This is a genomic window from Pseudomonas sp. C6002, assembly GCF_013385805.1.
GTDB lineage: Bacteria > Pseudomonadota > Gammaproteobacteria > Pseudomonadales > Pseudomonadaceae > Aquipseudomonas.
Map to the genome: position 1 here is coordinate 343,826 of NZ_JACAPH010000004.1, position 26,632 is coordinate 370,457.

Annotated in this window: 26 protein-coding genes and 2 pseudogenes; 10 read left to right on the plus strand and 18 right to left on the minus strand. The window is 61.3% G+C overall.

Annotation, left to right across the window (positions count from 1 at the left end; genetic code table 11):
* The 3 genes and pseudogenes from HX817_RS31240 to HX817_RS02695 form a co-directional block, all read right to left on the minus strand.
* Positions 1–202 (minus strand): annotated as a pseudogene (locus HX817_RS31240) (hypothetical protein); the annotation flags it as partial.
* A gap of 292 nt (positions 203–494) precedes the next feature.
* Entirely contained in the window at positions 495–1,343 is an 849-nt protein-coding gene (locus HX817_RS02690; RefSeq protein ID WP_177039737.1) for a MaoC family dehydratase, read from the minus strand.
* A 2-nt stretch (positions 1,344–1,345) separates the two neighbouring features.
* Complete coding sequence (locus tag HX817_RS02695) at positions 1,346–2,698, minus strand: 3-oxoacyl-ACP reductase (RefSeq protein WP_177039738.1); 1,353 nt, start codon at positions 2,696–2,698, stop codon at positions 1,346–1,348.
* A gap of 114 nt (positions 2,699–2,812) precedes the next feature.
* Here HX817_RS02695 and HX817_RS02700 point away from each other — a divergent pair, with 114 nt between their 5' ends.
* Positions 2,813–4,090 (plus strand): acetyl-CoA C-acetyltransferase, encoded by a 1,278-nt coding sequence (locus tag HX817_RS02700; protein ID WP_087693751.1) that lies wholly within the window; start codon positions 2,813–2,815, stop codon positions 4,088–4,090.
* A gap of 151 nt (positions 4,091–4,241) precedes the next feature.
* On the plus strand, positions 4,242–5,141 hold the full coding sequence (locus HX817_RS02705) for a PA4780 family RIO1-like protein kinase (RefSeq protein WP_008438985.1): 900 nt from the start codon (positions 4,242–4,244) through the stop codon (positions 5,139–5,141).
* A 145-nt stretch (positions 5,142–5,286) separates the two neighbouring features.
* Here the strand turns inward: HX817_RS02705 and HX817_RS02710 are convergent.
* The 4 genes and pseudogenes from HX817_RS02710 to HX817_RS02725 form a co-directional block, all read right to left on the minus strand.
* A pseudogene (locus tag HX817_RS02710) lies at positions 5,287–5,496 on the minus strand (MerR family DNA-binding protein); the annotation flags it as partial.
* A 213-nt stretch (positions 5,497–5,709) separates the two neighbouring features.
* Complete coding sequence (gene cueR, locus HX817_RS02715; RefSeq protein ID WP_177039739.1) at positions 5,710–6,111, minus strand: Cu(I)-responsive transcriptional regulator; 402 nt, start codon at positions 6,109–6,111, stop codon at positions 5,710–5,712.
* On the minus strand, positions 6,108–8,309 hold the full coding sequence (locus HX817_RS02720) for a cation-translocating P-type ATPase (RefSeq protein WP_177039740.1): 2,202 nt from the start codon (positions 8,307–8,309) through the stop codon (positions 6,108–6,110). The genes cueR and HX817_RS02720 overlap by 4 nt, the downstream gene beginning before the upstream one ends.
* Before the next feature lie 76 nt (positions 8,310–8,385).
* The gene (locus HX817_RS02725; protein ID WP_087693477.1) at positions 8,386–8,766 is read right to left on the minus strand and encodes a hypothetical protein; all 381 of its coding nucleotides are present in this window, start codon (positions 8,764–8,766) and stop codon (positions 8,386–8,388) included.
* 147 nt (positions 8,767–8,913) lie between these two features.
* On the opposite strand from HX817_RS02725, the gene HX817_RS02730 reads away from it, so the two are divergent.
* The gene (locus tag HX817_RS02730) at positions 8,914–9,114 is read left to right on the plus strand and encodes a heavy-metal-associated domain-containing protein (protein ID WP_003211150.1); all 201 of its coding nucleotides are present in this window, start codon (positions 8,914–8,916) and stop codon (positions 9,112–9,114) included.
* Positions 9,115–9,201: 87 nt separating this feature from the next.
* Complete coding sequence (locus tag HX817_RS02735; RefSeq protein ID WP_087693476.1) at positions 9,202–10,395, plus strand: multidrug effflux MFS transporter; 1,194 nt, start codon at positions 9,202–9,204, stop codon at positions 10,393–10,395.
* Positions 10,396–10,401: 6 nt separating this feature from the next.
* Here the strand turns inward: HX817_RS02735 and HX817_RS02740 are convergent, their stop codons facing one another.
* The 3 genes from HX817_RS02740 to HX817_RS02750 form a co-directional block, all read right to left on the minus strand.
* A complete protein-coding gene (locus HX817_RS02740; RefSeq protein WP_003211153.1) occupies positions 10,402–10,581 on the minus strand; it encodes a hypothetical protein in 180 nt (59 codons plus the stop codon).
* Positions 10,582–10,726: 145 nt separating this feature from the next.
* Positions 10,727–11,740 (minus strand): zinc-binding alcohol dehydrogenase family protein, encoded by a 1,014-nt coding sequence (locus tag HX817_RS02745; protein WP_003211156.1) that lies wholly within the window; start codon positions 11,738–11,740, stop codon positions 10,727–10,729.
* A 28-nt stretch (positions 11,741–11,768) separates the two neighbouring features.
* Positions 11,769–12,062: a putative quinol monooxygenase gene (locus HX817_RS02750; RefSeq protein WP_003211158.1), complete on the minus strand. Its 294-nt coding sequence runs from the start codon at positions 12,060–12,062 to the stop codon at positions 11,769–11,771.
* A gap of 117 nt (positions 12,063–12,179) precedes the next feature.
* Between HX817_RS02750 and HX817_RS02755 the strand changes: the two genes are divergently transcribed.
* Both HX817_RS02755 and HX817_RS02760 read left to right on the plus strand, forming a co-directional pair.
* Complete coding sequence (locus HX817_RS02755; protein WP_087693475.1) at positions 12,180–13,109, plus strand: LysR family transcriptional regulator; 930 nt, start codon at positions 12,180–12,182, stop codon at positions 13,107–13,109.
* A 138-nt stretch (positions 13,110–13,247) separates the two neighbouring features.
* Positions 13,248–13,940 carry a helix-turn-helix transcriptional regulator gene (locus HX817_RS02760; RefSeq protein ID WP_177036398.1) on the plus strand — a complete coding sequence of 231 codons (693 nt, stop codon included), beginning with the start codon at positions 13,248–13,250 and terminating at the stop codon, positions 13,938–13,940.
* Here the strand turns inward: HX817_RS02760 and HX817_RS02765 are convergent.
* Positions 13,937–14,890, minus strand: coding sequence for an adenosine deaminase (locus HX817_RS02765; protein WP_008430770.1), 954 nt, complete (start codon positions 14,888–14,890; stop codon positions 13,937–13,939). The two genes, HX817_RS02760 and HX817_RS02765, sit on opposite strands and share 4 nt — an antisense overlap.
* A gap of 194 nt (positions 14,891–15,084) precedes the next feature.
* Here HX817_RS02765 and HX817_RS02770 point away from each other — a divergent pair, with 194 nt between their 5' ends.
* Positions 15,085–16,173: a calcium:proton antiporter gene (locus HX817_RS02770; RefSeq protein WP_177039741.1), complete on the plus strand. Its 1,089-nt coding sequence runs from the start codon at positions 15,085–15,087 to the stop codon at positions 16,171–16,173.
* 155 nt (positions 16,174–16,328) lie between these two features.
* On the opposite strand, the gene HX817_RS02775 is transcribed toward HX817_RS02770, so the two are convergent.
* The 3 genes from HX817_RS02775 to HX817_RS02785 all read right to left on the minus strand — a co-directional run bounded on the left by HX817_RS02775 (position 16,329) and on the right by HX817_RS02785 (position 18,897).
* Complete coding sequence (locus HX817_RS02775; RefSeq protein ID WP_177039742.1) at positions 16,329–17,687, minus strand: 8-oxoguanine deaminase; 1,359 nt, start codon at positions 17,685–17,687, stop codon at positions 16,329–16,331.
* Positions 17,688–17,833: 146 nt separating this feature from the next.
* Positions 17,834–18,520 (minus strand): SDR family oxidoreductase, encoded by a 687-nt coding sequence (locus HX817_RS02780; protein WP_003211169.1) that lies wholly within the window; start codon positions 18,518–18,520, stop codon positions 17,834–17,836.
* A 26-nt stretch (positions 18,521–18,546) separates the two neighbouring features.
* Entirely contained in the window at positions 18,547–18,897 is a 351-nt protein-coding gene (locus HX817_RS02785) for a MerR family transcriptional regulator (RefSeq protein WP_003211171.1), read from the minus strand.
* 83 nt (positions 18,898–18,980) lie between these two features.
* Here HX817_RS02785 and HX817_RS02790 point away from each other — a divergent pair, with 83 nt between their 5' ends.
* Complete coding sequence (locus HX817_RS02790; protein WP_003211172.1) at positions 18,981–19,373, plus strand: hypothetical protein; 393 nt, start codon at positions 18,981–18,983, stop codon at positions 19,371–19,373.
* 302 nt (positions 19,374–19,675) lie between these two features.
* Here the strand turns inward: HX817_RS02790 and HX817_RS02795 are convergent, their stop codons facing one another.
* The 4 genes from HX817_RS02795 to HX817_RS02810 all read right to left on the minus strand — a co-directional run bounded on the left by HX817_RS02795 (position 19,676) and on the right by HX817_RS02810 (position 23,418).
* Positions 19,676–20,257 (minus strand): YigZ family protein, encoded by a 582-nt coding sequence (locus tag HX817_RS02795; protein WP_102368022.1) that lies wholly within the window; start codon positions 20,255–20,257, stop codon positions 19,676–19,678.
* A 12-nt stretch (positions 20,258–20,269) separates the two neighbouring features.
* A complete protein-coding gene (locus HX817_RS02800; RefSeq protein ID WP_003211175.1) occupies positions 20,270–20,929 on the minus strand; it encodes a TetR/AcrR family transcriptional regulator in 660 nt (219 codons plus the stop codon).
* An 87-nt stretch (positions 20,930–21,016) separates the two neighbouring features.
* Positions 21,017–22,411, minus strand: coding sequence for a uracil-xanthine permease family protein (locus HX817_RS02805; RefSeq protein WP_003211176.1), 1,395 nt, complete (start codon positions 22,409–22,411; stop codon positions 21,017–21,019).
* 86 nt (positions 22,412–22,497) lie between these two features.
* On the minus strand, positions 22,498–23,418 hold the full coding sequence (locus HX817_RS02810; protein WP_087693467.1) for a LysR family transcriptional regulator: 921 nt from the start codon (positions 23,416–23,418) through the stop codon (positions 22,498–22,500).
* 125 nt (positions 23,419–23,543) lie between these two features.
* Between HX817_RS02810 and HX817_RS02815 the strand changes: the two genes are divergently transcribed.
* Together HX817_RS02815 and HX817_RS02820 are read left to right on the plus strand one after the other, a co-directional pair.
* Positions 23,544–24,893 (plus strand): aspartate aminotransferase family protein, encoded by a 1,350-nt coding sequence (locus tag HX817_RS02815; protein ID WP_008430786.1) that lies wholly within the window; start codon positions 23,544–23,546, stop codon positions 24,891–24,893.
* Positions 24,894–24,932: 39 nt separating this feature from the next.
* The gene (locus HX817_RS02820; protein ID WP_003211182.1) at positions 24,933–26,426 is read left to right on the plus strand and encodes a CoA-acylating methylmalonate-semialdehyde dehydrogenase; all 1,494 of its coding nucleotides are present in this window, start codon (positions 24,933–24,935) and stop codon (positions 26,424–26,426) included.
* The last annotated feature ends 206 nt before the right edge of the window (positions 26,427–26,632 follow it).

Here is a 26,632-nt window from a genome sequence, read left to right on the forward strand (position 1 = left end):
CAGTGCCGCCGCCAGTGCCACCACCGGTACCGCCGCCGGTGCCTCCACCTGTTCCACCGCCAGTACCGCCGCCAGCATCCGGAGAGGAGGCTGCGACGCTACTGTGATGACCACCACCACCGCTGCTGCAGCCTCCGAGGCTTACTGCCAGAATCAGGGCCAGCGCGGTACTTGCTTTCCACAACACGACTTGAGTTTTCATGATTGAGTTCCTTGCACCTGGTACAGCCTTTGTTGTTTTCGAAGTTCGCTGTTTCTAGGGACAGCGATACATTCGTCCGTTATGGCTATAACAGTCCCGGGTGCGCGCTCTCGCAACGCTCAACTTGGTATTAACGATTTATATACACGAAGAGTTAGTTTGCTTAACGACTAATACCAAGGGTGTAGAAGGCGGCGGTGTTTAAGTTGTAAGTTTATTAAAATCAATGAGTTGATAAGAGTAGCGAGCTATCGATAGCTCGCTATAACTTAAGATGTATATATACAATTTATCAGGCGATGGGCCGCCAGCGGCCGACCATGTGTTCAATGTCCCCGGCGCCTTTAAGTTGCAGCTCACCGCTGGAGCCGGGGGCGCTCGTGAACAACGTTACCTCACTGGGCAAACGCACCGGCTTTTTAAACTCGACATCTATCTCGAGATTGGCGGCTGGCAAATGCTCACTCAGTGCCGCCAGTGTGCGGGCCTTGTTCCACAGCCCATGGGCGATGGCCTGGGGAAAGCCGAATAACCTGGCAGTGAGGGCGCTCAAGTGAATCGGGTTGTAGTCGCCGGACACCCGGGCGTAGCGGCGGCCAACATCGGCGGGGGCTTTCCAGCGGGTCAGTTCGGCGACAGCGGCAGGGGGTTGCAGCGGGTTGTCCGTTGCTGCGCCATCGAGTTTCACACCGCGACAGAGCATCCGGCTTTGCGCTTCCCACAGTAGCCCCAGTGAATCTTCGACTGTGGTCACAATATCGAATGTCGCGCCCTTGGCATGGGGCTGCAAATTCTGCGCGTAAACGCCGACCGTCACGTCACTCACACCGCCCAACGGGCGCAGGATGCGGATCCGGTTGCTCAGGTGGATCAATCCCAGCAGCGGGAAAGGAAACGCCTTGTCAGTGAGCAATTGCATCTGCAGGCCGAATGCCAGGATATGCGGATAGGTGGCCGGCAAGACCGGGCTGTCGGCAAACCCGCAGACCTTGCGATAGGCCGCCACTTCCCTGGGGTTCACACTGACCCGGCAGCGCAACCCTTGCTCGGGCAGCGTGGTGCCGGTGATCTTGCGCTTGAGTGCCGCGCGCCAATACAGCGGCGGCAGGAACGGGGTGCTGCCTAATGTGTGCCACTCCATGCTTACGCTCCCAATAGACTTTGCCCGCACACCCGAAGTGCCTGCCCGCTGACCGCGCCCGAGCCCGGCTGGCCGAGCCAGGCCACCGCCTCGGCGACGTCCTGGGGCAAGCCGCCCTGGCCCAGCGAACTCATGCGGCGCCCGGCCTCACGCAGGGCGAAGGGAATGTGTGCGGTCATCTGGGTTTCGATAAAACCGGGGGCCACGGCATTGATGCTGATCCCGCGCTCACCGAGCAACGGCGCCCAGGCCTGGGCCAGGCCAATCAGCCCAGCCTTGCTCGCGGCGTAGTTGGTTTGCCCGCGGTTGCCGGCGATGCCGCTGATGGATGCCAGCAGCACCACGCGACCGTTGTCGTGCAGGGTGCCGCTGTCCAGCAGCGCCTTGGTCAGCACTTGCGGCGCGTTGAGATTGACCGCCAAGACTGCGTCCCAATATTCCGGCGTCATGTTGGCCAGGGTTTTATCGCGGGTGATGCCGGCGTTGTGCACCACGATGTCGATGCCGTCCGGCAGGTGTTCGATCAGTTGGGTGGCGGCGTCTTCGGCGCAGATATCCAGGGCGATGCTGCGGGCGCCCAGGCGCGCGGCCAGGGCATCGAGGTCGGCCTTGGCTTGTGGCACGTCCAGCAGGATCACCTCGGCACCGTCGCGGGCCAGGGTTTCGGCGATCGAGGCACCGATGCCGCGGGCGGCGCCGGTCACCAGGGCCTTGTGCCCGGCGAGCGGGCGCGTCCAGTCCGCGACCTGGGTCGCGCAAGGGTTCAGGCGAATGACCTGGCCGGAGATATAGGCACTTTTCGGCGAGAGGAAGAACCGCAACGCACCCTCCAATTGATCCTCGGCCCCGTCGCCCACGTACAGCAATTGCAGGACGCCGCCGCTGCGCAGCTCTTTGGCCAGCGACCGGCTGAAGCCTTCAAGGGCCCGTTGGGCACTGGCGGCAAACGGGTCGCCGAGGCTTTCCGGGGCGCGGCCAAGGATCACCAGGTGCGCGCTGTGATCGAGATTTTTCATCAGCGGCTGAAAGAATTCCCGCAGCTGTTTGAGTTGATCGGTGTGCTGCAGTTGGCTGGCGTCAAATACCACGGCCTTGAGCTTGGGCCCGTGGCCGGGAATCCAGGTGGTTGCCGTCGACGGTTCGGTGCCGTAGCTATAGATAGCGTCGGTCAGCTTGTTGGCGAACGGCAGGATTTTTGTCGCCAGCGGGCCGCCGCCGATCAGCAGCGCACCCTCCATCGGACGCAGGCGTCCGGCCTGCCAGCGTTCCAGGCGTACCGGTGACGGCAGGCCAATGGCGGCGACCAGGCGATGGCCGAGGCTGGAGTTGGCGAAGTCGATATAACGGTCAGACATGGAACGCTCTCCGAGTGCTGGGGTTCAAACGGTGGACCATCAATAGGTGAAAGTCGTTCGATTGAGCCTAGGCTAGGCTCAGAGATTCACCCCATAACCTCAAGGGAGCTTTCCATGACTCAATTGCGCCGTGTAGCGATCATTGGCGGTAACCGCATCCCCTTCGCCCGCTCCAACGGCCCTTACGCCACGGCGAGCAACCAGGCGATGTTGACCGCCGCCCTCGAAGGCCTGATCGAACGCTACAACCTGCACGGCCTGCGTATTGGCGAGGTGGCCGCCGGGGCGGTGCTCAAGCATTCCCGCGACTTCAACCTGACCCGCGAGTGCGTGCTGGGCTCGCGCCTGTCGCCGCAAACCCCGGCCTACGATATTCAGCAGGCCTGTGGCACGGGGCTGGAAGCCGCGTTGCTGGTGGCGAACAAGATTGCGCTGGGGCAGATCGAAAGCGGGATTGCCGGCGGCGTCGACACCACGTCCGACGCGCCTATCGGGGTGAATGAGGGCCTGCGCAAAATCCTGCTGCAAGCCAATCGCAGCAAATCCATGGCGGATAAACTTAAAGTCTTGTTACAACTTCGTCCCCATCACCTCAAGCCGGAGCTGCCGCGCAACGGCGAACCGCGCACCGGGTTGTCCATGGGCCAGCATTGCGAGTTGATGGCGCAGACCTGGCAGATCCCCCGCGCCGAGCAGGATCAGTTGGCGCTGGAAAGCCACCAGAAAATGGCCGCGTCCTACGCCGAAGGCTGGCAAAACGATTTGCTCACGCCCTTTCTTGGCCTGACCCGCGACAACAACCTGCGCCCCGACCTGACCCTGGAAAAACTCGCCAGCCTCAAGCCCGCCTTCGAGCGCAGTGAAAAGGGCACCCTCACCGCCGGTAACTCGACGCCGCTGACCGATGGCGCCTCGTTGGTGCTGCTGGGCAGTGAAGCCTGGGCCAAGGAGCGCGGCTTGCCGATTCTCGCCTACCTGCGCGATGGCGAAGCGGCGGCGGTGGATTTCGTCAACGGCGCCGAAGGCCTGCTGATGGCGCCGGTGTACGCCGTGCCTCGCCTGCTGGCGAGGAATGGCCTGACCCTGCAGGACTTCGATTACTACGAGATTCACGAAGCCTTTGCTGCCCAAGTGTTGTGCACGCTGAAAGCCTGGGAAGATCCGGAATACTGCAAGACCCGCCTGGGGCTGGATGCACCGCTGGGCTCTATCGACCGCAGCCGCTTGAACGTCAAGGGCAGCTCATTGGCCGCCGGCCATCCGTTTGCTGCCACGGGCGGGCGGATCGTCGCCAACCTGGCCAAGCTGCTGGACGCAGCCGGCAAGGGCCGGGGCCTGATCTCGATCTGCGCCGCCGGGGGCCAGGGCGTCACCGCGATTATTGAGCGCTGATCTCGGCTATGATCGGGCCGCCGGTCAATTTGGCATATTGGATGCATTCTTAAGCGGTCAAAGGTCGGTACCCTCTCCCCGCGGCGAGAGGATTGCCGTATAACGAGTGCCATACGCGTGTTTGGTAATAAAGGACCCACAATAAAAGCTGATGAAGACTCCTAAACGCATTGAACCCCTGATCGAGGACGGTCTGGTCGACGAGGTGCTGCGCCCACTCATGAGTGGTAAAGAAGCAGCTGTTTACGTGGTGCGCTGCGGCAACGAGTTACGTTGCGCCAAGGTCTACAAGGAGGCGAATAAACGAAGTTTTCGTCAGGCGTCCGAATACCAGGAAGGCCGCAAGGTCCGCAACAGCCGTCAGGCCCGGGCCATGGCCAAGGGCTCCAAGTTCGGCAAGAAAGAAACCGAAGATGCCTGGCAGAACGCTGAGGTAGCGGCGCTGTTTCGCCTGGCCGGTGCGGGTGTTCGCGTGCCCAAGCCGTACGACTTCCTCGAAGGCGTGCTGCTGATGGAGCTGGTGGCCGATGAATACGGCGACGCGGCGCCACGGTTGAACGACGTGACGCTGGAGCCGGACCAGGCCCGTGAATACCACGCCTTCCTGATTACCCAGATCGTGCTGATGTTGTGTACCGGCCTGGTGCACGGTGACCTTTCCGAGTTCAACGTGCTGCTGACGCCGACGGGCCCGGTGATCATCGACCTGCCTCAGGCGGTGGATGCAGCGGGCAACAACCACGCGTTCAGCATGCTGGAACGGGATGTGGGCAACATGGCTTCCTACTTCGGGCGCTTTGCCCCGGAATTGAAGAAGACCAAGTACGCCAAGGAGATGTGGGCGCTGTATGAAGCCGGCACTCTGCACCCGGCCAGTGTGTTGACCGGCGAGTTCGACGAACCGGAAGAGCTGGCTGACGTGGGCGGTGTTATCCGCGAGATCGAAGCGGCGCGGCTCGATGAAGAGCGTCGCCAGGCGATTCGCGCGGCAGACGATGCGCCACCGAGCAAGGCGTCGGAAGAGCCGCCACCGCCGCCTTGGATGCAGTGATCCAACGGCGAGTGGATATCCAAATGTGGGAGCGGGCTTGCTCGCGAAAGCGCTGGTTCAGTCAACTGATGTATTGACTGACACTCCGCATTCGCGAGCAAGCCCGCTCCCACATTAGGTTCCGTGCATGCCTGGTTAAACTTGCTCAGGTGCAACAACTGCCCGACGCCAACGCCTTGAGAATCGGGCAATCCGGCCGATGGTCACCCTGGCAGTGTTCCACCAGGTCCTGCAACGTATCGCGCAATTGCCCCAGCTCGCGGATCTTCTGGTTCAGCTCATCGATATGCTGGCGGGCCAGCGCCTTCAGGTCGGCACTCGCACGGCCCCGGTCCTGCCAGAGGGTCAGCAACTCGTGCGGCAGACGATGCGCCACCGAGCAAAGCGTCGGAAGAACCGCCACCGCCGCTCTGGATGCAGTGATCCAACGGCGAGTGGATATCCAAATGTGGGAGCGGGCTTGCTCGCGAAAGCGCTGGTTCAGTCAACTGATGTATTGACTGACACTCCGCATTCGCGAGCAAGCCCGCTCCCACATTAGGTTCCGTGCATGCCTGGTTAAACTTGCTCAGGTGCAACAACTGCCCGACGCCAACTCCTTGAGAATCGGGCAATCCGGCCGATGGTCACCCTGGCAGTGTTCCACCAGGTCTTGCAACGTATCGCGCAATTGCCCCAGCTCGAGGATCTTCTGGTTCAGCTCATCGATATGCTGGCGGGCCAGCGCCTTGACGTCGGCACTCGCGCGTCCCCGGTCCTGCCACAGCGTCAGCAACTTGCCGACCTCTTCCAGGGAAAACCCCAGGTCCCGCGAGCGCTTGATAAACGCCAGGGTGTGCAAGTCATCGACGCCATAAATGCGGTAGCCGCTGTCGGTGCGATGGGCGGCTTTCAACAAGCCGATGGACTCGTAGTAACGAATCATCTTCGCGCTCAGGCCGCTTTGGCGTGCTGCTTGGCCGATGTTCATGGACGCTCGTCCTCCAGGTCCTTGGGTTTCCAGGTTTTCAACAGCAGTGCGTTGCTCACCACGCTGACACTGGACAGGGCCATGGCCGCGCCAGCCATCACCGGGTTGAGCAGGCCGAACGCCGCCAGCGGAATGCCGATCAAGTTATACACAAAGGCCCAGAACAGATTCTGTCGAATTTTCGCATAGGTCTTGCGGCTTATTTCCAGGGCTGCCGGCACCAGCCGTGGATCGCCGCGCATCAGGGTAATACCTGCCGCGTGCATCGCCACGTCGGTACCGCCGCCCATGGCGATGCCGATGTCGGCCGCGGCCAGGGCCGGTGCGTCGTTGATGCCGTCGCCGACCATTGCCACCACGCCGGTCTTTTTCAGCTCGGCGACGGTAGCCGCCTTGTCCGCAGGCAACACCTCGGCGTGCACATCATCGATGCCCAGGGCTTCGGCCACCACGCGGGCGCTGCCACGGTTATCGCCGGTCAGCAGGTGGCTGCTGATATGCCGAGCCTTGAGTGCTTGTATCGCTTGCAGGGCGCCCGGTTTAAGCGTGTCACCGAAGGCAAACAAACCCAGCACGCGGGGCTGCGGGCCTTGCTCGATCAGCCAGGACAAGGTGCGGCCTTCGGCCTCCCACGCACTGGCCGAGTCGGCGAGATCACCGGTGCTCAAGCCGGTTTCTTCCAGCAGGCGACGGTTGCCCAGCGCCAGTTGCCGGCCATCTAGGATGCCTGCAATGCCACGCCCGGTAAGGGACTGGCTGGCGCTGACATCCGCGACGTTCAAACCTTGTTCGGCACAGGCATCCAGCACCGCCTTGGCCAATGGGTGTTCACTGCCGCGCTGCAGCGCGCCGGCCTGTTGCAGCAGCGCCCCTTGATTGCCGTCAATGGCGGCCAGGTGCGCAATCTTTGGTGCGCCGGAGGTCAGGGTGCCGGTCTTGTCGAACACCACGGCGCTGACTTCATGGGCGCGCTCCAGGGCTTCGGCGTCCTTGATCAGGATGCCGTGGCGGGCGGCAACGCCGGTACCGGCCATGATGGCGGTAGGTGTGGCCAGGCCAAGGGCGCAAGGGCAGGCGATCACCAATACGGTCACGGCATTGATCAGCGCGACCTCCAGCGGTGCGCCATACAGCCACCAGCCGACCAGCGTGGCCAAGGCCAGCACCAGCACCACCGGCACGAACACCTGGCTGACTTTATCCACCAGTTTCTGGATCGGTGCCTTGGCGGCCTGGGCGTCTTCCACCAGGCGGATGATCCGCGCCAGCACGCTTTCCGCGCCGAGGGCCAGGGTACGCACCAGCAGCCGGCCTTCGCCGTTGATGGCGCCGCCGGTGACTGCGTCGCCAGGCTGCTTCGGCACCGGCAGGCTTTCACCGCTGATCAAGGCTTCGTCGGCGTGACTTTGGCCTTCGACCACTTCGCCGTCCACCGGGAAGCGTTCGCCGGGTTTGACCAGCACCAGGTCATTCAGCTTGAGGGCGGTGATGGCGACGTCCTGCTCGCGGCCGTCGATTACTTGAATCGCTCGCTCGGGGCGCAAGGCTTCCAGGGCACGGATGGCGCTGGCGGTCTGGCGCTTGGCGCGGCTTTCCAGGTATTTACCCAGCAGCACCAGGGCGATCACCACCGCCGAGGCTTCGAAATACAGGTGGGGCATTGTGCCGGCGGACGCCGTGAGCCATTCATAGATACTCAGGCCGTAACCGGCGCTGGTGCCGATGGCGACCAGCAGGTCCATATTGCCCGCTCCGGCGCGCACGGCTTTCCAGGCCGCGATATAGAAGCGCGCACCGAAGATGAATTGCACCGGGGTGGCCAGGGCAAATTGCACCCAGGCCGGGAGCATCCAGTGCAGCCCGAACGGTTGCACCAGCATCGGTAGCACCAACGGCGCGGCGAGCAGGATTGCCAGCAGCAGCGACCAGCGTTCATGGCTCAGGCGTTGTTCCTGGCTGGCCTGGGTGGCGGTTTCGCTTTGGGGCAGGGTGGCGGTGTAGCCGGCCTTGTCGACGGCGGCGATCAGCACGCCGGGGTCCATCTGGCCGAGCACTTCAATGTGGGCGCGTTCGTTGGCCAGGTTGACGCTGACACTTTGCACCCCGGGCACTTTGCCCAGTGCCCGTTCAACCCGCCCGGCGCAGCTGGCGCAGGTCATGCCGCTGATCGGCAGGTCGAAGGTGGTGGATCCGTTCATGGGCAGTACTCCAGGAGAGATTGCCCCTAGGATCAACCTTGACCTGTGGGGAAGGTCAAGGCGTTAGATCAATGTTTCAGTATTCCAGTGCGGCCGGTTTCAGGTACATGCCGTCCGGCCCTTGCGCGATACGCAACTTGCGCACGTCACCCGCCTTCAACGTAATGTTTTGCGCCGGTGGCGCGAGCATGCCCGGCAAGCAACCCTGGGATTGCCCCGGCAACAACTTCAGGCGCAACGACACATTCCCGGCCGGCAAGTTGAAGGAGGTGGCCTGCTCCTGGAACAGCCGCCCGGCCAACTGGTCCTGGATGTACAAGCCAATCTCGCAGTTGGTCGGCACTTCCAGGCGCTCCCGGGAAATGATCAGCACCGCATAATCTTCATCTGCGCTGGCCGGTGGCACAGCAGCAAAAAAGCCCATCAGGCTGACAAGGCCAAAAAATGACCAGCGCATGGCGAATTCTCCGAGGTTCACATCGTGGATAAGTGCAGCTTGGCCGAGGGCGCGAATGAATGCCAGCCCGGCCGATGTTTTCAGAACTTGACCTTGCCATCATGGCAAGGTCAACACTGCGGGCAACCTCATTAAAGGAGTCATGTCATGCAAGTATTCAGCGTTGAAGGAATGACCTGCGGCCACTGTGTCCGCTCGGTAACCCAGGCGGTGCAGGATAAGGACCCGGCGGCCAGCGTGCGCGTCGACCTCGCGACAAAGGAAGTCGGCGTGGAAAGCAGCCTGCTGTCGCCGGCAGAGGTGATCAACCTGATCAGTGAAGAAGGCTACAGCGCCAAGCTCGCCTGACTTTTTGAATAGTTAGCGAGCTAACTTAATGTTCAAGGCACCCGCGCCCGGCTAGACTGTCGGGCTGCCGACTCACCTGGGTGCCTGATGAACCTTCGTATAATCCTGATCTTGGGGGCCTTGAGCGCGTTCGCGCCGCTGGCCATCGACTTCTACCTGCCGGGTTTCCCGGCCATGGCCGTGGCATTCGGCACCGACGAAAAACATATTCAGCTGACCTTGGCCGTGTACTTCACGGGCCTGGCGATCGGCCAGTTGATCTATGGACCGCTGGCAGACCGTTTTGGCCGGCGCGGGCCGCTGCTCAGCGGCGTCACCCTGTTTACCCTGGCCTCCTTCGCCTGTGCGTACGCGCCGTCCCTGGAATGGCTGATCGGCGCGCGTTTCGTCCAGGCTCTGGGCGGCTGCGCGGGCATGGTGATCTCGCGGGCGGTGGTCAGCGATAAATGCGACGCGGTGGGCTCGGCCAAGGTGTTTTCCCAACTGATGCTGGTCACCGGGCTGGCGCCGATCCTCGCGCCGCTGGCGGGCGGGGTGATGGTTGGCGTCTGGGGCTGGCAGTCGATCTTCCTGGCGCTGACGGTGTTCAGTGTGATGGCGGCCATTGCGGTAGCAGTCGGGCTGCCGGAAAGCTTCCCGGCCCATCAACCGCGCCAGCCGCTGTCAGGCGCACTGCGCCAGTACGGCCGGTTGCTGTCGGACCGGGTGTACCTGGGCTATGCCTTGACCGGCGGCATCTCGATTGCCGGTATGTTTGCCTACATCGCGGGCTCGCCCTTCGTCTTTATCAAGCTCTATGGCGTGCCCGCCGAACACTACGGCTGGGTATTCGGCTCGAATGCCGCGGGCTTTATCCTGGTGGCACAGGTCAATGCGCGTTTGCTCGCGTCGCGTGGCCCGGCATTTTTGCTGTCGCGCACGGTGTGGGTTTACCTGGCGGCGGGTCTGTCGTTGCTGGCAATTACTGCGCTGCGTACGGACGCTTTATGGCCACTGCTGGTACCGCTGTTTATCTGCATCGCCAGCCTGGGCTGCATTTTGCCCAATACCTCGGCCTGCGCCATGAGCGGGCAGGGCGCTCGGGCGGGCAGCGCGTCGGCGTTGCTCGGTTGCATTCAGTTTGGTGTGGCCGCAGGCGCAGCGTCGTTGGTCGGCGTGCTGCACGACGGCACGGCGATGCCGATGGCAATGGTCATCAGCTTGTGTGGCGTATTGGCCGTAACGTTCGCGATGCTGACCCGGCGCCTGCAGCGCCAACGGGCACTGCAAGCGGCGGACTGATCAGGATCAGCCAGCAGAGCGCTGCTGGCTTTCGGGGAATCGGTGAGGCGCCTGGATACGGGTTTGCAGGGTGTCGGCAAACGCGCGGGCCTCGGCCTCACTGCGGAAGGTAAAGGCGTTCTGGTCGAGACGGACCTGCCATTTGTTGCCTTCGGATCTTGCTAGCGCTTTTATCAGGATCTTCATTGCTGACTTCCTCACGTAAATTGCGTGGCAAAGGCGGCCAATATAAACCCGAATACGCTCACAAATATGACAAGGATCAAGTCTCTGACTAGCGGTGTCGTCCATTACTCACATGAATAACAGACGACACTGACAGAACCTTTCGTTAGAACCCTTCCAGCACGATCTTGCCCTTGGCCTTGCCGCTTTCCAGCAGTTCGTGGGCACGGCGCAGGTTGGCCGCGTTGATCACGCCAAAGTGCTCGCCCACGGTGGTTTTCAGAGTACCGGCGTCGATCAGTTCGGCGACGCGATTGAGCAGGTTGTGCTGCTCGATCATGTCGCTGGTCTCGAACATCGAGCGGGTGTACATGAACTCCCAATGCAGCGACAGGCTCTTGCGCTTGAGCTTGCTTACGTCCAATGCCTTTGGATCGTCGATCAGCGCCAGTTTGCCTTGGGGAATCAGCGCTTCCACCAGTTGGTCCAGGTGCTGGTCGGTCTGGGTCAGGCTGGCGACGTAGTTCACCTGCGGATGGCCGGCGTTTTTCAGCTCTTCACTCAACGGTTTGCTGTGGTCGATCACCAGGTCGGCGCCCAGGTCCTTGGCCCATGCCTGGGTTTCAGGACGGGAGGCGGTGCCGATGACTTTCAGGCCGGTGAGCTGTTTCGCCAGTTGGGTCAGGATCGATCCCACACCACCCGAAGCACCGACAATCAGCAGGCTCTGGCCTTCATCGGCCTTGCCTTCACGCACTTGCAGGCGTTCGAAGAGCAATTCCCAGGCGGTGATGGCGGTCAGCGGCAGTGCAGCAGCGTCGGCAAAACCCAGGGTTTTCGGCATATGGCCGACGATGCGCTCATCGACAGTGTGCAGTTCGCTGTTGCCGCCGGGGCGTACCAGGGAGCCGGCGTAGAACACCTTGTCGCCGACCTTGAACAGGCTGACTTCGCTGCCCACGGCCTTGACCACACCGGCCACGTCCCAGCCCAGCACTTTGGCCGCGCCGTTTTCCGGGGCGACGTTCTGGCGCACCTTGGTGTCCACCGGGTTCACCGAGATGGCTTTGACTTCCACCAGCAGGTCGCGGGGGCCGGCGACCGGTTCGGGCAGTTCGATGTCTTGCAGGGATTTTGGATCGTTGATCGGCAGTGCGGCGTAGTAGGCGATGGCTTTCATGATGGTTTCCAAAAAAGGGGGCGGTTGATCAGGCAATAAACTTCAGGCGCTTGAGTTCGAAATGCTCAAGCACGTCGGCAGCCTTGGTGCGGAAATTCTGGATATGCGCGCTCTGGTCGTGGTCGGCCAGTGCGGCGTCGTCACTCCAGCGTTCGAGCATGTAGAAGGTCTCGGGGTGTTGCAGGTCCTGGTGCAGGTCGTACTGCTGGCAGCCGGCTTCGATGCGGGTCGGTTCCAGCAGCTCGCGCAGCAGGGTTTCCAGGGTGGCCTGTTGGCCGGGTTTGGCGATCAGCGTGGCGATGACGTTAAAGGCAGCAGACATATTCGACTCCAGACACGTGATGAACGGGATGGACAGATGATTGGCTATTTCTCTGGAAGATAAAACCCGCTAAAAGAGCAGTCTCTTTCAATGCTTTTTTGATAATGGGCGGTCGGCGTGCTGCGTTTTGATGACTTGCAGTTGTTTGTGCGTGCGGCAGACCTGGGCAGCCTTTCGGCGGCAGCACGGGTGATGGACATGTCGGCGGCGGTGGCCAGCGCGGCGTTGAAGCGCATCGAGCAGCAGTTGGGCGCACGGTTGTTGGCGCGTTCCACCCGCAGCCTGCGCCTCACGGCCGAGGGCGAAGGCTTCCTGGAGTACGCCCGGGCCGCCTTGAGCAGCCTGGATGAAGGCCGGCGGTTGTTGGCCAGCGGCCAGGATCAGGTCAGCGGGGTGCTTCAACTCTCGGCGCCGTCGGACTTTGGCCGTAACCAGTTGTTGCCCTGGCTCGATGAGTTCCAGCGCGAATACCCCGACCTGAGCGTACGCCTGTTGTTGGGCGACCGGATTGCCGACCTGTTCCGCCAGCCGGTGGACATCGCCCTGCGCTACGGCGAACCCGAAGACTCCAGCCTGATCGCGTTGCCCATCGCCCCGGACAACTGCCGCGTGCTCTGCGCTGCTCCCAGCTATCTGGCGCGGCACGGCGAGCCGCGCCACCTGGAGCAACTGACCCAGCACAATTGCCTGCTGTACATGCTCGGCAGCCGGGTGCATGACCATTGGGGGTTTAACGATGGCAAGCGTGATGTCGGCCTGACGGTGACCGGTGACCGCTTCAGTGATGATGCCGATGTGGTGCGACGCTGGGCGGTGGCGGGGGTAGGTATCGCCTACAAGTCCTGGCTGGATGTCAGCTCGGATGTGCTGGCGGGGCGCCTGCGGCTGATCCTGCCGGAGCTGCGGGGCGAACGTACGCCGCTCAATCTGTTGTGTGCCCATCGCGCGCAACTGAGCAAGCCGATCAATCTTCTGCGGGAAATGCTCGTTGCCCGTTGTGCGACATTGACTGCGCAATTGCCGGAGCGATCAGCCTCTACACCATAAGCCCGGGGATATCGGGAAATTTCCTTCAGCTTCTGTCCTTGGTTGCGCTGTAAGACGGCACGGAACCCGGCGTTTTCACGCTTATACTTTTCCGCCAGACGCAGCAGACAAATGATTCAACAGGGAGTGAATGAGCACATGGAACAGGCACCTTGCATCAGTCAGATCGCCACCTTGCTGGCCGACCCGAAACGCACCGCGATGGTGTGGGCATTGATGGACGGCTCGGCCAAACCCTCCGATGAGTTGGCGGCACTTGCCGGGCTGTCATCGGCCTCGGCGAATGCGCATCTGACGCGATTGACGGCCGGTGGCCTGCTGCGTGTCGAAGCCCGCAGCGGCAAACGCTTTTTCCGGGTGGCCGCCGCCGATGTGGCGGCCGCCGTGGATGCATTGGCCTGCACCACGATGGCCAGCGTCGCCCGCAGCACGCCCATTCATTCGCGGTCATTGACTGCGCCTGCGGCTTTACGGCGAGCGCGGCTGTGCCATGGTCACCTGGGGGGCGAGCTGGCAGCGGGTTTGTATCAACGGATGATGGCGGCCGGGTGGATCGAGCGCGCGGAACAGCGTACGGACGTGACGCCGTCAGGTGCGCGCAAATTCGCAGCGCTGGGGATTTTTACCCAGGCACTGGCTCAGCCGATCGTGTGCGATTGTTTTGATTGGAGCGAACAGCAGCCACACCTGGGCGGTGCGTTGGGGGCCGCGTTGTTGCAGTTGTGCCTGCAGTCGAACTGGGTCAGCGTGATCAATGAGTCCCAGGCGTTGCAGGTCAGTGAAGCCGGGCAACTGGAAATTGCCCGGCTCGCCAGACCGGTCGGTGATTAAGGCTTGACCAACCGTGCATCCAGGCTGTTTTGCGCCAGGCGTTTGGCCTGGTCCTGGGTCATGCCCAGCGAGGTGTACAGCGCATGGAAGTTCTCGGTGACATAACCGCCGAAGTACGCCGGGTCATCCGAGTTCACCGTGACCTTCACCCCACGCTCGAGCATGTCGAGGATGTTGTGCTGGGACATGTCGTCGAACACGCACAGCTTGGTGTTGGAAAGCGGGCACACCGTCAGCGGGATCTGCTCGTCGATGATCCGCTGCATCAGGCGTTCGTCTTCAATGGCGCGTACACCATGGTCGATACGCTGGATTTTCAGCAGGTCGATGGCTTCCCAGATGTACTCCGGCGGGCCTTCTTCGCCGGCGTGGGCGACGGTCAGGAAACCTTCGTGACGGGCACGGTCGAACACGCGTTGGAACTTGCTCGGCGGGTGACCCATTTCCGAACTGTCCAGACCCACGGCAACAAACGCATCACGGAACGGCAGCGCCTGGTCGAGGGTTTTTTCGGCTTCTTCTTCGCTCAGGTGGCGCAGGAAGCTCAAGATCAAACCGCTGGTGATGCCCAGTTGTTGCTCGCCGTCTTTCAAGGCGGCGGCAATGCCGTTGAGCACCACTTCGAACGGTACGCCACGGTCGGTGTGGGTCTGTGGGTCGAAGAACGGTTCGGTGTGGATCACGTTCTGCGCCTTGCAGCGCAGCAGGTAGGCCCAGGTCAGGTCGTAGAAATCCTGGGAAGTGCGCAGTACATCGGCGCCCTTGTAGTAGAGGTCGAGAAACTCTTGCAGGTTGTTGAAGGCGTAGGCCTTGCGCAGGGTTTCGACGTCGTTCCACGGCAGCGCGATCTTGTTGCGTTCGGCCAGGGCGAACAGCAGCTCAGGCTCCAGCGAGCCTTCCAGGTGCAGGTGCAATTCAGCCTTGGGCAGGGCGTTGAGCCAATCGTACATTTATAAATTCTCATCAGGTGCAATGGCGGCATTCTACAGGCGCACGCCGAAATAATCGGCAAAACCTGACCAAGCGGTGAGCATCCACAGGCACCGTGCAAGCAGTGCATGAACTAAGGTGTAACGAAACGTTAGCGGCGCGGTGCAGTCTGTACCCCATCAATGACGGATTCGCCGCGTTCAAAAGGCCTGCAATGCTCACATCTATCAAGCAAGAAAAATTCATGCTGCTGGCGCTGATTGCCGCCATCGCTGCCTACCCGCTGGAGCACTGGATGCTGCACAGCGGGCAGATGGTGGCGCTGTTGGCTGGCATAGCGCTGATCGGCTTTATCGTCGTGGCCTCGATGCGCGTGGCCCATCACGCCGAGCAACTGGCGGAAAAGGTCGGCGACCCCTACGGCACCATGATCCTGACCCTCGCCGCCGTGCTGGTGGAAGTGGTGATCCTGGCGATCATGATGAGCAACGAGCCCTCGCCGACCCTGGTGCGCGACACCATTTATTCGGCGGTGATGCTCGACATCAACGGCATCCTCGGCCTGGCCGCGCTGATGGGCGGCATCAAGCATGGTGAACAGTCCTACAACGACGATTCGGCGCGCACCTACAGCGTGATGATCCTTACCGCCATGGGTGTGTCGATGGTGGTGCCGGAATTTATCCCCGAGGCCGACTGGAAAATTTACTCGGCCTTCACCATTGGCGCGATGGTGGTGCTGTACACGTTGTTCCTGCGGATGCAGGTGGGGCCCCACAGTTATTTCTTCAGCTACAGCTACCCGGAAAAACGCCGCAAGAAACAGCCGGAAGAAGAGTCGCCGCCGATCAGCCTGGCGTTTTCCATCGGGACTTTGGTGTTTGGCGTGATCGTGATTGGCGCGTTGGCTGAGGTGATGTCCAAGACCCTCGACCTGGGCCTGGAAGGAACGGGTGCCCCACCTGTGATCACGGCGATCATCGTGGCCGCGATTTCCGCCGCCCCGGAGATTTTGACGGCGTTGCGCGCAGCGCTGGCCAACCGCATGCAGTCGGTGGTGAACATCGCGCTGGGGGCTTCTCTGTCGACGGTGATTTTGACCGTACCGGTGATGGAAGCCATGGCCTTGTACACCGGCCAGCCGTTTCAGATGGCGATGACGCCGGTGCAGACCGTGATGGTGTTTATCACGCTGATTGTCAGTGCGATCAACCTCAACGATGGCGAAACCAACGCCATCGAAGGGATGACCCATTTTGTGTTGTTTGCGACGTTTATCATGCTGTCGCTGCTTGGACTGTAACCAATCCTGAAAACACCGCAGAAATAATTGTGGAAACCGGGCTTGTGTGGGAGCGGGCTTGCTCGCGAATACGGAGTGTCAGTCGCCAGATATGTTGACTGACCCAACGCATTCGCGAGCAAGCCCGCTCCCACATTTGAAAAGTGTTTCTTCAGTTAAGTCCGGTTGATCAGTTCCCGCGCCGCCTGGCTGTGATCGGCAATCAAGCCTTTCAGGTCCAGGCCCTCGACCTGCCCGTCGATCACCCGCCATTTGCCGCCGACCATCACCCGGTCCGCTCGGTCGGCGCCGCACAGCAGCAGCGCCGAGATCGGGTCATGGCTGCCGGAGAAGCGCAGTTCATCGAGCTTGAACAACGCCAGGTCGGCCTGTTTGCCTACGGCCAGTTCGCCGATGTCGCTGCGACCGAGTAACTGCGCCGAACCTTTTGTCGCCCAACCCAACACCAGTTCCGGGGTAATCTTCTCTGCCCCGTAACGCAGGCGCTGGATGTACAGGGCCTGGCGCGTTTCGAGGATCATGTTCGATGCATCATTGGATGCAGAACCGTCCACCCCCAGGCCAATCGGTGCGCCGGCGGCCAGCAGGTCCAGCGTTGGGCATATCCCGGAAGCCAGGCGCATGTTCGAGCTCGGGCAATGGCAGATACCGGTACCGGCAGCTCCGAGGCGTGCGATTTCTTCAGGGTTGAAGTGAATCCCGTGGGCCAGCCACGTGCGCGGGCCTAGCCAGCCGACGCTGTCGAGGTAATCCACGGTGCGCAGGCCGAAACGCTGCAGGCAGAAGTCTTCTTCGTCGAGGGTTTCCGCCAGGTGGGTATGCAGGCGCACGTCGAGGTTGTTGGCCAGCTCGGCGCTGGCTTCCATGATTTCCGGGGTGACGGAAAACGGCGAGCAGGGCGCCAGGGCGATCTGGATTTGTGCGCCGTCACCGCGCTCGTGGTACTGGCGGATCAGGCGGCGGCTGTCTTCCAGAATCACTTCGCCTTGCTGCACGGTTTGTTGCGGTGGCAGCCCTCCGTCGGCCTCGCCCAGGCTCATGGAGCCGCGCGTGAGCATGGCGCGCATGCCCAGATCGCGTACGCTGTCGACCTGCACGTCGATCGCCTGTTCCAGGCCGTCCGGGAACAGGTAGTGGTGGTCTGCCGCCGTGGTGCAGCCCGAGAGCAGCAGTTCGGCCAGGGCCACTTTGCTCGCCAGGGCGAGTTTTTCCGGGGTGAGTCGGGCCCAGACTGGATACAGGGTTTTCAACCAGGGAAACAGCGGCTGGTTGACCACCGGCGCCCAGGCGCGGGTCAGGGTTTGATAGAAGTGATGGTGGGTGTTGATGAGTCCAGGAAGGACGACATGCTCGCGGGCATCGAATACTTGTCCACAGGGCACGGCGGGTTCTTGGCCCCAGCCCAGCACTTCGGTGATCACACCGTCTTGCAGCACCAGGCCGCCACGGGCGTCGAGGCCATTGGCAGTGAAAATCGCGAGGGGGTTTTTTAACCAGATACGGGTCGCAGGCATTGGCCGGCTCCTCTGAATGATGGGTTCAGGTTTGCCAGCTCAGTGTTGCCCTGTCTGCTGATCCAGGGTCGCCGGGGAGGGCGAGGTGCGCAGTTTACGTGTGGATCGTTATCGACGGCAATCGGCCGATAACGATCCCGGTTTTTTTACCAGGCGATGGTGTCGCCCTTGTAGTCCACAAAGTGATGGCCGCCCTTGCCGGTGTAGGCATTCACCTGGTCAACCAGGCCGCGCACGCTGGTGGGCACGTCGATGTGGGCGTTTTCGCCACCCATGTCGGTCTTCACCCAGCCCGGGTGCAACGACAGCACGGTCAGTTTCTGATCGCCCAATTGGGTGACGAAGCTGTTGGTCATGGAGTTGAGGGCGGCCTTGCTGGCCTTGTACAGCGCCAGGTCCGAGCCGTCGGGAATGGTGACACTGCCCAGGATCGAACTCATGAAGGCCAGCACGCCGGTGCCTGGGCGGATCTGCCCGACAAAACGCTGGGCCAGGTTGATCGGCGCCACGGCGTTGGTGAAAAACAGTTGGCCGACTTCAGCCAGGGTGGCGTGGCCCGGTTCCTGGTTGGCCGGGCCTTTGACACCTGCGTTGACGAACAGCAGGTCGAAGGTTTTTTCCTTGAGGCGCTGGCTGAGGGCGATTACCGCCTGCTGGTCATCCATGTCGAGCTTTTCGATTTGCACCTCGCCCAAGGCCTTCAAGGCATCGGCCTTTTGCGGGTCGCGCACGGTGGCGGTCACCTCCCAGCCGTCCGCCAGCAGTTGCTTGGCCAGGCCAAGGCCCAGGCCCCGGGAGGCGCCGATAATCAGTGCGGTTTTTGAAGTGGACATGAATGGCTTCCTTTGACGGTGGAGGTTCACGGGTTCAGTGGACAACGCTGGCCGAGCCTTTGCTGCAACTCCTGGCGCAGTTGGTCGAGTTCGGCGATGCGGGTTTCGATCAGGTTGAGCTTGTCTTGCAGGAGCTGGGTCACGGCGCTGTCGGGGTCTGGAGCTTGCCATAATGCGCCGACGCTGTTGCCGATTTCACCCAGGCTGAAGCCCAGGCGCTGGGCGGTCTTGATGTACAGCACCAGTTGCACCATGTCGGCGGGGTAGTCACGGTAACCGTTGGCACTGCGTTGCGCGGCAATCAGCCCGCGTTGCTCGTAGAAACGCAGGGTGTCGCGACTGACCTGGCTGGCCTGGGCTAATTCGCCGATACGCATGTAGAGGGCTCAAGGGGGCTTGACCCTGGAGCATACTCCAGGCTTTAGCCTGCTGGCTTCTTGAATTTAAGGAGCTTACGGCTATGTGGACCGCACACCAATACCGTCGACTGGTTCGGGCCAGCGGTTGGTACGACCTGATCGTCACCGCCGCACTGGTCACACCCTGGACGTTTGTCCTGCTGCATAACGCCCTGGTGGCGTTGAACCTGCCCGGCGAGCTGCCGCCGTTCGCGCCTGTGCATATGTTGATGGCGAACCTGATGGGCTCGATTGTCTGCGTGTGGTCGGTGCTACGAATCCGCGACCCACAAGCGATCTTTGGCCGCTACGACGCCGCCGGCCGAGTGCTGTTTGCCACCTGGCAGATCTACGCGCTGGCCCATGGTGCCAGTACTGTATTGGTGATTGTCGTGGTGTTTGAAGTGCTGTGGGCGGTGGCTCAGTTGATACCGGTGCGACGAGTAGCAAGTTGATCAAAAAATGCTCAGTTGTGCCGGAACGTTGCAGGCTCTGCTGCGGGGTCACTCTTGCACGGGTTATCCACAGGTTGCTCCACAGTAATTGTGCGCAAGCGTGACCGGTGGATATAAGCGCTGTGGCCCTTTGTTCTAAAGGACATAACCCGCCTAACTGACTGTTTTTGAGCTGGATTAATACTTTCGTGCAGTGCCTTGAACAAAAACTGTACAACCGTCTGAAACCCTTGTGACAGAAGGGTTACAGGCGAGTGTGCTCAGGTTATCCACAGGCAGGTGCACAGTAGATGTGGGCAGTTTCAGCGCTCCAGCAGAATGCGCCCGCGACTCAGGTCGGCGAGCTGCGCTTGCAGGGTGTCGATATGTGCCTCGCCGAGGGCCAACTGCAGGTCGACGCCATTGGCGGTGAAGGTTTCTTCCATCACCAGCCCACCCAGTTCGGCCACTCGCAGCTTCACCAACTGCAGCTCGGCAAAACCACAGGAGCAGCTCAGCGGCACCCGTTTGATCAGCTCGACGCGTTCGGCGGCTTGCAGGCATTTGTTCGCGCCGCCGCCATAGGCGCGGGCCAGGCCGCCGGTGCCCAGTTGGATGCCGCCGTACCAGCGGATCACCAGCACCACGACCTGGTCGCAATCCTGCGCTTCGATCGCGGCCAGGATCGGGCGCCCGGCCGTCCCGCCGGGTTCGCCGTCGTCGTTGCTGCGGTATTGATCGCCGAGTTTCCAGGCCCAGCAGTTGTGCGTGGCGTTCAGGTCGCTGTGCTGGTCGATGAAGGCCTGGGCGTCCTGGGGGCTGCTGATCGGGGCGGCGAGGGTAATGAAGCGGCTTTTGCGAATTTCTTCGCGAAACTCGCAAAGGCCGGTAAGCGTGAAAGGCATGGGTAACTTCGTTTAGAGGGCCGGCTTGATGCCACAGCCTTTGAGAATGATGTGGATAAGGTTGGTGCCGGCGTCTTCCATGTCCTGCTTGGTCAGCTTGGTGCGCCCGGTCACGCGGCAGATCTGGGTGGCAAAGTCGGCGTAATGCTGGGTGCTGCCCCACAGCAGGAAGATCAGGTGCACCGGGTCGATAGGGTCCATCTTGCCGGCGTCGATCCAGGCCTGGAATACCGCCGCACGGCCGCTGAACCAGGCGCGGTAGTCCTGGCTGAAATATTCGGTCAGGCACTCACCGCCGCTGATGATCTCCATCGCGAAGATCCGCGAGGCTTGTGGCTGGCGCCGGGAGAATTCCATCTTGGTGCGGATATAGCGGGTCAGGGCGGCCGCCGGGTCATCCTCGGCGGTCAGGGTGTTGAAGGTGCTGTCCCACAATTCGAGGATGTTGCTGAGCACCGCGATGTACAGGCCCAGCTTGTTGGTGAAGTAGTAGTGCAAGTTGGCTTTCGGCAACCCGGCACTCGCCGCGATGGTGTTCATGCTGGTGCCTTTGTAGCCATGACGGGCGAACTCGTCTTCGGCGGCCTGCAAAATCGCTTGTTCGTTCTTTTGGCGAATGCGGCTTGCAGGTTTTCCGGCGTGGTTGCTGTGGGCAGGAACTTCGAGGCTCATGGAGGTTTCCGTGCAGATCGATGAAGGCGACGTGTGCACAGATAACCCACCCTCAAGCCCCAGACAAGTCCCGATACGATAAAACCCTTAAAGCGGCTCCAGAGTGTCGCTTTCCAGGGTCCGGTTTGCGGCATCCACGGGAGCCTTGGCTTCAGGTAGCAGCAGGCACAATACGATGGCGGTCAGGCCGCCGCTGGTGATGGCCGAGTCGAACAGGTTCTGCACCAGGGTTGGCATCAGGTGCAGCAGGTTCGGTTGCGCCGCGATCCCCAGGCCGACGCCGAACGAGGTGGCGATGATCAGCATGCTGCGCCGATCCAGCGGGGCCTGGGCGAGAATGCGCACGCCGGCCGCCGCTACGCTGCCGAACATCACCAGGGTTGCGCCGCCCAGCACCGGCTTGGGGATTTGCTGCAGCACCGCACCAATCAACGGAAACAGCCCGAGGCAAAACAGTACCGCGCCGATGTACAAGCCGACGTAACGGCTGGCCACGCCGGTCAGCTGGATCACGCCGTTGTTCTGGGCGAATGTGGTGTTGGGAAAGGCACTGAAGGTGGCTGCGATCATGCAACTGATGCCATCTCCCAGTACGCCACCCTTGAGTCGGCTTATATAGGAAGGGCCGCTGATGGGCTGGCGGGCGATCATGCAATTGGCAGTGAGGTCGCCGACGGTTTCGATGGTGCTGATCAGATAAATCAGTGCTACCGGCAGGAAAGCGCTCCAATCGAAGTTGAAACCGAAGTGGAACGGTGTAGGCAGGCTGATCAATGGCAAATCAGGCAAGGCTTGGGGCACCAACTTGCCGCTGAACCAGGCGGCGAGGCTGCCCAGTGCGAGGCCGATGATGATGGCGGAGAGCCGTACCCATGGCGTGTTCGAGCGGTTCAGCAGGATGATGGTTAGTACCACGAACAGGCCGAGTGCCAGGTTGGTTGGCGCGCCGAAGTCCGGGGCATTGAAGCCGCCTCCAAGGTCAGTGATACCGACCTTGATCAGGCTGATGCCGATCAGTGTGATGACGATGCCGGTCACCAGCGGCGTGATTACCCTTTTGAGCTGACCGATGAAACGGCTCAACACGACCTGCACTGCGGCGCCGAAGAAGCAGATACCGAAAATCATCGCCAGGATGTCTTCCGGGCTGCCGCCGCGTTGCTTGACCAGAAACCCGGCCGACAATACGGCGCCGAGAAACGCGAAGCTGGTGCCCTGCAGGCAGATCATCCCGGCGCCAATGCCAAACGGCCTGCGCGCCTGGATGAAGGTGCCCACACCGGAAACCATCAATGCCATGCTGATCAGGTAGGGCAGGTGGGCGGTCAGGCCCAGGGTAGAGCCGATGATCAGCGGCGGGGTGATGATGCCGACGAAGGCAGCCAACACATGCTGCAACGCGGCAAGCAATGCAGGCAAAGGTTTGGGCCGATCGTTGAGGCCGTAGATCAGGTCGCTGGGGGTGTTGGATTCTGGCGGCATGGCGGGGAACTCATGGCTGGCGGTTCGAGATCCCCTTGTCTTGCAAAAAGCTGTCCAGTTGCTCAGGTTTTTCTGTAAGGCCCGTGTTAGCGCGTTGCGGCCAGACTTTCGAGGAAGCTTTCCAGCACCAAATGAGGGCGGCGGCCCTTGCGCGTGACCGAAGCGAGGCTCAAATCGTAAAAACGTGTAGCCGGTTTCAGCGCGCGCAGTCGGCCTTGTTGTACCCACAGGCTGGCGTAGTGGTCGGGCAGGTAGCCGATGTAGCGGCCGGTCAGGATCAGGAAGGCCATGCCCTCGCGGTCCGAGGCACTGGCGGTGCAATTGAGTGCCTGGTAGTGCGCCTGGATATCCGCGGGCAGGCGGAAGGTCGGGGCGATGGCGTCCTGGCTGTTGACGCGGTCGTCGTCCAGTTGCTTGTCGTCGGCGTAAAACAGCGGGTGGCCCACTGCGCAATAGAGCAGCGAGCGTTCGCTGTACAGCGGCTGGTATTCAAGTCCCGACAAGGCGCTGGCCTGGGGGACTACGCCGACATGCAGGCGACCGTCGAGCACCCCTTGTTCGACTTCATTGGGGGCGATCATGCGGATCTGGATCTGTACATCCGGGCCGCGCTCCTTCAACTGTGCCAGGGCGTGGGTGATGCGCATGTGGGGCAGGGTGACCAGATTGTCGGTCAGGCCGATGATCAGTTCGCCGCGCAAGTGTTGGTGCAGGCCGTTGACCTCGGTGCGAAAACTTTCCAGGGCGCTGAGCAGCTGCAACGCCGACTGGTACACCTCGCGTCCCTCCTCGGTCAGGGAAAACCCCGCCCGCCCGCGTTGGCACAGGCGCAGGCCAAGGCGCTGTTCAAGATCGCTCATCTGCTGGCTGATGGCCGAGCGGCCAATCCCCAGTACGGTTTCCGCCGCCGAGAAGCCACCGCACTCCACCACACTGCGAAAGATGCGCAACAGGCGGATATCGAAGTCGCTGACTTGGGCCAGTGGGTCGGGTCGACGGCTGCTCATAGTTTAGTGAAGGCCTGACTGAAGGTTAGAAGAGTTGGATTTCACCGACTTTATCCCCGTGGCAATTTAGCTGCAACAACGCTTTTCAATCCCGACGCTGCCTTTTGCCTTGCGAGGTTTTGCTCATGAACATGCCCGAAAACGCTCCGTCCACCCTGGCCAGCCAATTGAAGCTGGACGCGCACTGGATGCCGTACACCGCCAACCGTAACTTCCATCGTGACCCGCGCCTGATCGTGGCGGCCGAAGGCAGCTGGTTGACCGATGACAAGGGGCGCAAGGTGTATGACTCGCTGTCGGGTCTGTGGACCTGCGGCGCCGGGCACACTCGCAAGGAAATCCAGGAAGCGGTCTCCAAGCAGTTGGGTACGTTGGACTACTCGCCGGGCTTCCAATACGGTCATCCGTTGTCGTTCCAGCTGGCAGAAAAGATTACCGACCTGACGCCGGGCAACCTGAACCATGTGTTCTTCACCGACTCCGGCTCCGAGTGCGCCGATACCGCGGTGAAGATGGTGCGTGCGTACTGGCGCCTGAAAGGCCAGGCGACCAAGACCAAGATGATCGGCCGTGCCCGTGGTTATCACGGTGTGAACATCGCCGGTACCAGCCTGGGCGGCGTGAACGGTAACCGTAAGATTTTTGGTCAGGGGCTGATGGATGTTGACCATCTGCCTCACACCCTGCTGGCGAGCAATGCGTTCTCCCGTGGCATGCCGGAGCTGGGCGGGATTGCCTTGGCGGACGAGCTGCTCAAGCTGATCGAGTTGCACGATGCGTCGAACATCGCCGCAGTGTTTGTTGAACCGATGGCGGGCTCTGCCGGCGTGCTGGTTCCGCCGCAGGGTTACCTGAAGCGTCTGCGTGAGATCTGCGATCAGCACAACATCCTGTTGGTGTTCGACGAAGTGATCACCGGCTTCGGTCGTACCGGTTCGATGTTTGGTGCTGACAGCTTCGGTGTGACCCCGGACCTGATGTGCATTGCCAAGCAAGTCACCAACGGCGCGATCCCGATGGGCGCGGTGATTGCCAGCACCGAGATTTATCAGACGTTCATGAATCAGGCGACGCCTGAGTACGCGGTGGAGTTCCCGCACGGCTACACCTACTCGGCCCACCCGGTTGCCTGCGCGGCTGGCTTGGCGGCACTCGACCTGCTGCAGAAGGAAAACCTGGTGCAGAGCGTGGCCGAAGTCGCACCGCATTTCGAGAATGCGCTGCACGGCCTGAAGGGCAGCAAGAACGTGATCGACATTCGTAACTATGGCCTGGCCGGTGCGATCCAGATTGCCCCGCGTGATGGTGATGCCATCGTGCGTCCGTTCGAAGCGGGCATGGCCTTGTGGAAAGCCGGCTTCTACGTGCGCTTTGGCGGCGACACCCTGCAGTTCGGCCCAACCTTCAACAGCAAGCCGCAGGACCTGGATCGCTTGTTCGATGCGGTCGGCGAAGTGCTGAACAAGATCGACTGATTTCTCCTTCTATATAGAACAACTTTTCAGGAGCCCTGCATGAGCCTCATCCAGCATTTGATCAACGGCCAATTGGTCACCGAAAACGGTCGCACTGCCGACGTGTACAACCCGTCGACTGGCCAGGTGATTCACCAGGTGCCGTTGGCCAGCCGTGAAACCATTCAAAGCGCCATCGATTCGGCCAAGGCGGCTTTCCCGGCCTGGCGTAACACGCCACCGGCCAAGCGTGCCCAGGTGATGTTTCGTTTCAAGCAATTGCTTGAGCAGAACGAAGCGCGTATCTCCCAGCTGATCAGCGAAGAGCATGGCAAGACCCTGGAAGATGCGGCCGGTGAGCTCAAGCGCGGGATCGAGAACGTGGAGTACGCGTGCTCGGCGCCGGAAATCCTCAAGGGCGAGTACAGCCGTAACGTTGGCCCGAATATCGATGCCTGGTCTGACTTCCAGCCGTTGGGTGTGGTGGCCGGTATTACGCCGTTCAACTTCCCGGCGATGGTGCCTTTGTGGATGTATCCGCTGGCGATCGTCTGCGGTAACTGCTTCATCCTCAAGCCGTCGGAGCGTGATCCAAGCTCGACGCTGCTGATTGCACAGTTGTTGCAGGAAGCTGGCCTGCCTAAAGGCGTGCTGAGTGTGGTGCATGGCGATAAAGGCGCGGTGGATGCGTTGATCGAAGCGCCGGAAGTCAAGGCGTTGAGCTTTGTCGGCTCGACGCCGATCGCCGAGTACATCTATTCCGAAGCCACCAAGCGCGGCAAGCGTGTACAGGCGTTGGGCGGGGCGAAGAACCATGCGGTGCTGATGCCGGATGCGGATCTCGATAACGCTGTCAGTGCCTTGATGGGCGCGGCGTATGGTTCGTGCGGTGAGCGTTGCATGGCGATCTCTGTTGCCGTGTGTGTCGGCGACCAGGTGGCTGACGCATTGGTCGCCAAGCTGGTGCCGCAGATCAAGGCGCTGAAGATTGGTGCGGGCACCACGTGTGGATTGGACATGGGGCCGCTGGTCACTGGCCAGGCGCGCGATAAAGTCAGTGGCTATATAGAGGACGGCGTTTCTTCGGGTGCTGAGTTGGTCGTCGATGGTCGTGGCCTGAGTATTGCCGGTAATGAAGATGGCTTCTTCCTGGGGGGCAGTTTGTTCGACCGCGTGACCCCGCAGATGCGCATCTATAAAGAAGAGATCTTCGGGCCGGTGCTGTGTGTGGTTCGGGTGAACAGCCTGGAAGCGGCCATGCAGTTGATCAACGATCACGAGTACGGCAACGGCACCTGTATCTTCACCCGTGACGGTGAGGCGGCGCGGTTGTTCTGTGACGAAATTGAAGTGGGTATGGTTGGCGTCAACGTGCCGTTGCCGGTGCCGGTGGCTTATCACAGCTTTGGTGGCTGGAAGCGCTCGCTGTTTGGCGACTTGCATGCCTATGGGCCGGATGGGGTGCGGTTCTATACGCGTCGCAAGGCGATTACCCAGCGCTGGCCGCAACGGGCCAGTCATGAGGCGTCGCAGTTTGCCTTTCCTAGCTTGTAGGTTCGGTAAGTAGAAGGCCGGCCCCTTGGGGCCGGCCTTTGCTTTTCAGGGCTTTTTTGACCGATATGACAGTATTGTGAAAAAAGGTGTTGACGGCAGATTCTGGAAGTCTATAATTCGCCCCACTTCCGGCGCAGTCGAAACGGAAAACTCCTTGGTAAACAAAGAGTTATGTAGGTTTCGACAGCGAGTTGCTTCAGATCATC

Coding starts and splice junctions, on each gene's coding strand:
- HX817_RS02780 (WP_003211169.1), bottom strand. CDS start 18,520: ATGTCCACTTCAAAAACCGCACTGATTATCGGCGCCTCCCGGGGCCTG.
- HX817_RS02765 (WP_008430770.1), bottom strand. CDS start 14,890: ATGTACGATTGGCTCAACGCCCTGCCCAAGGCTGAATTGCACCTGCAC.
- HX817_RS02725 (WP_087693477.1), bottom strand. CDS start 8,766: ATGCGCTGGTCATTTTTTGGCCTTGTCAGCCTGATGGGCTTTTTTGCT.
- HX817_RS02750 (WP_003211158.1), bottom strand. CDS start 12,062: ATGTCTGCTGCCTTTAACGTCATCGCCACGCTGATCGCCAAACCCGGC.
- cueR (WP_177039739.1), bottom strand. CDS start 6,111: ATGAACATCGGCCAAGCAGCACGCCAAAGCGGCCTGAGCGCGAAGATG.
- HX817_RS02695 (WP_177039738.1), bottom strand. CDS start 2,698: ATGTCTGACCGTTATATCGACTTCGCCAACTCCAGCCTCGGCCATCGC.
- HX817_RS02720 (WP_177039740.1), bottom strand. CDS start 8,309: ATGAACGGATCCACCACCTTCGACCTGCCGATCAGCGGCATGACCTGC.
- HX817_RS02705 (WP_008438985.1), top strand. CDS start 4,242: ATGAAGACTCCTAAACGCATTGAACCCCTGATCGAGGACGGTCTGGTC.
- HX817_RS02775 (WP_177039742.1), bottom strand. CDS start 17,687: ATGCCTGCGACCCGTATCTGGTTAAAAAACCCCCTCGCGATTTTCACT.
- HX817_RS02810 (WP_087693467.1), bottom strand. CDS start 23,418: ATGAGCAGCCGTCGACCCGACCCACTGGCCCAAGTCAGCGACTTCGAT.
- HX817_RS02800 (WP_003211175.1), bottom strand. CDS start 20,929: ATGAGCCTCGAAGTTCCTGCCCACAGCAACCACGCCGGAAAACCTGCA.
- HX817_RS02805 (WP_003211176.1), bottom strand. CDS start 22,411: ATGCCGCCAGAATCCAACACCCCCAGCGACCTGATCTACGGCCTCAAC.
- HX817_RS02740 (WP_003211153.1), bottom strand. CDS start 10,581: ATGAAGATCCTGATAAAAGCGCTAGCAAGATCCGAAGGCAACAAATGG.
- HX817_RS02760 (WP_177036398.1), top strand. CDS start 13,248: ATGGAACAGGCACCTTGCATCAGTCAGATCGCCACCTTGCTGGCCGAC.
- HX817_RS02690 (WP_177039737.1), bottom strand. CDS start 1,343: ATGGAGTGGCACACATTAGGCAGCACCCCGTTCCTGCCGCCGCTGTAT.
- HX817_RS02700 (WP_087693751.1), top strand. CDS start 2,813: ATGACTCAATTGCGCCGTGTAGCGATCATTGGCGGTAACCGCATCCCC.
- HX817_RS02735 (WP_087693476.1), top strand. CDS start 9,202: ATGAACCTTCGTATAATCCTGATCTTGGGGGCCTTGAGCGCGTTCGCG.
- HX817_RS02815 (WP_008430786.1), top strand. CDS start 23,544: ATGAACATGCCCGAAAACGCTCCGTCCACCCTGGCCAGCCAATTGAAG.
- HX817_RS02785 (WP_003211171.1), bottom strand. CDS start 18,897: ATGCGTATCGGCGAATTAGCCCAGGCCAGCCAGGTCAGTCGCGACACC.
- HX817_RS02820 (WP_003211182.1), top strand. CDS start 24,933: ATGAGCCTCATCCAGCATTTGATCAACGGCCAATTGGTCACCGAAAAC.
- HX817_RS02770 (WP_177039741.1), top strand. CDS start 15,085: ATGCTCACATCTATCAAGCAAGAAAAATTCATGCTGCTGGCGCTGATT.
- HX817_RS02795 (WP_102368022.1), bottom strand. CDS start 20,257: ATGCCTTTCACGCTTACCGGCCTTTGCGAGTTTCGCGAAGAAATTCGC.
- HX817_RS02745 (WP_003211156.1), bottom strand. CDS start 11,740: ATGAAAGCCATCGCCTACTACGCCGCACTGCCGATCAACGATCCAAAA.
- HX817_RS02790 (WP_003211172.1), top strand. CDS start 18,981: ATGTGGACCGCACACCAATACCGTCGACTGGTTCGGGCCAGCGGTTGG.
- HX817_RS02730 (WP_003211150.1), top strand. CDS start 8,914: ATGCAAGTATTCAGCGTTGAAGGAATGACCTGCGGCCACTGTGTCCGC.